The sequence below is a fragment of the Pseudomonadota bacterium genome (genome assembly GCA_026388215.1).
Classification (GTDB): domain Bacteria; phylum Desulfobacterota; class Syntrophorhabdia; order Syntrophorhabdales; family Syntrophorhabdaceae; genus JAPLKF01.
The window spans coordinates 1-2,347 of sequence record JAPLKF010000192.1; the positions used below are offsets into that span (position 1 = coordinate 1).

Genomic DNA, 2,347 nt, shown 5'->3' on the forward strand with positions numbered 1-2,347 from the left:
ACTCCCGAGCAAAGAAATCCCCATTGCCATTCTTGAAGTAGAGAAGATCAATCCCACAATGATTCCTACAGTTGCAATAATAAAAATCCAGCGTGTTCTGATAATACCAAAATATAGTGCAAAGGGGAGCACAAAGCAGAAATATCCTCCAAGAATATTATGATATATGAACGATGAAAACGGTATGGGTTGCTCCTTCACAAATGCAGCGTATCGCCCATTTCCCAATTCCTCGATAAGATTCGGAAATAATGTTTTTGATTGGATAATAACACATAGGGAAGAAATAAATGTTCCTATAACGAGGGCTTTAAGCAAAACTTCTTTGTCATCTGATGAGAGAAAGAGATAGACGCTCCCGATAATCCAGATTAATACATTTATGTCACTTAAGGTACTGAATGTGTTCCATGTATATATAAGACTTATGAGGTGAATTATCCCGAAGGGCAAAAAAAATATGAAAAATTTATAAAAACCAGCCTGTACTTCCTTTTTCTTGAGCCAGTTCGCTACAGCAGCTATGATTATTAGAAGAACAAAAGAGGTCTCGATCCAGAATCTATCTATATTTATATAATAGAGGGAAAGATGATTACCACCAAGAAAGGGGATAAGGAGGAAAGCTGAAAATGCAAAAATTCCTTCTAACTTTACTGATTTGATTTGTTGGTGTATCATCATCCCTTTCTTTTTGCATTTATTTAATCTTCTGGGGATTTTACATTATCTTAGAATCGATTTGTGTTTCTTTTTCAGCAATCTACTTACCTAAATTTATGTTTATTGTATAAACATTCTCCGCACCCTGACCATCAGAGACCTTGACCTTTACGCCGTGTGTGCCAGCAGAAACCGTTTCATCTACAGGCCATTTTATCATCCCGCTTGCACTGTCGATTGTCATGCCTTTTGGGGGATCTACCAAAGAATAGGTAATTGGATCACCATCAGGGTCAGTTGCCTTGACCTGATAGGATAAAATTTTACCATCAAACGTTGTTTCCTGATGTTCAATAATCCGCGGGGGAACATTTTTTATCTCGGTAGTCAGGACCCTTGGTGGCCCGTAAGTTTCACCATCAAAGGGTGTTATTTTCACAGCTAACTTGTCTCCCCTTTTAAATCCGCTAATGCTGTCAACACTCCCGGCAGGCTCACTATTCTTAGTCCACTCATATTCATATGTAATTGGTTTACTATCCTTATCCTTTCCCTCAGTTATAACCTTTAATATATCCACGTTATTGATTGTTTCAAGCTGTAATTTAGCCTTAGCCAGTGCCGGTGGATAACCTTTTGCCTTATCTACCATGCCCCCCTCTCCTGCTTGAGATGCGGTCTCAGCCTTACCCGGTCCGATAGATGCTTTCTTCTCAGGAACAGGTTGAGATTTTGTGTAACCAAAATAAATAATCAGAAGTATGACAAATATTGCAAGAAGTAACCAGTATACTATCTTCCTATCTGCTACAAACCTTTTCCCGCTTTCCCCTCTTTTAATGCTTTTCTTTTTTTTAATAGGCATAGAGAACTGTAAGATTGGCTCGTTCAGCAGGACTATTCTGTCTTTCCCCCTGAACCTCAATTCTATAGATGTAAGGGAAATGTTGAGAGGTGATCATGCCTGAACCTGATTCTGCTGTTCCCATACCTTCAAGTACAATACCGCTTGTATTTGAATTACCCATAGTGGTGTCAACTATCTTCAAATAAACATCAAAAGGCTGTGCAGGGGCTGTACCGGAAAGGGTAAAGTTAATGTCAGGAAGTGTCTTGGCATCTAACGTACTATCACAAACATTGGTTGACCAGTTCGGGGTGGTTGTTATGTCATTCGTTGATACGCGTAGTTTAGTAAAAAAACAGGCATCTGATATACTTTGCGCAACCTGGGCACTGGTAATCACGTTAAAGCCTGCAAGAACAGCTGATAAATTCGTTGTTGGAGCAGCCACACCTCCACTAATTGTTCCACCGATTGCCAGGGGGATAATCTCCTTTAAAAGAACTTCTGCCCCTCCCATCGATGCCTCTTTTGCAGTCTGGTATCTCTTCTGAAGCCCTGAAACCTCAGTCCCTTTATAGGCAAAATAATAGATGACTGTAATCAGGATAGAGGAAACAACAATTATAGCAAGTACAGTTATTAACGCTGCACCTTTTTCGCCCTTTAAATGTTTCATCTTAACTATTCCCCTACTTTTAAAGGTTTTTCGGCTTTACTACCATTGTATAAAGCTTCCATCTGTAATTCTGCCAGTTTGCACCTATATTTGCTGACAGGTTAAAATCCCTTCCCAGACCAAACTCCCCGACTGTGATTACACTGTTTGGATATGTATAA

3 protein-coding genes are annotated in these 2,347 nt (G+C 39.5%); all 3 read right to left on the bottom strand.

Annotation, left to right across the window (positions count from 1 at the left end):
* Positions 1–684 (bottom strand): hypothetical protein (locus NTU69_10325; GenBank protein MCX5803905.1); only part of this gene is annotated, 684 nt, incomplete at its 3' end.
* A gap of 79 nt (positions 685–763) precedes the next feature.
* A complete protein-coding gene (locus NTU69_10330) occupies positions 764–1,528 on the bottom strand; it encodes a putative Ig domain-containing protein (GenBank protein ID MCX5803906.1) in 765 nt (254 codons plus the stop codon).
* On the bottom strand, positions 1,518–2,186 hold the full coding sequence (locus NTU69_10335; protein MCX5803907.1) for a hypothetical protein: 669 nt from the start codon (positions 2,184–2,186) through the stop codon (positions 1,518–1,520). The genes NTU69_10330 and NTU69_10335 overlap by 11 nt, the downstream gene beginning before the upstream one ends.
* Between the last annotated feature and the right edge of the window lie 161 nt (positions 2,187–2,347).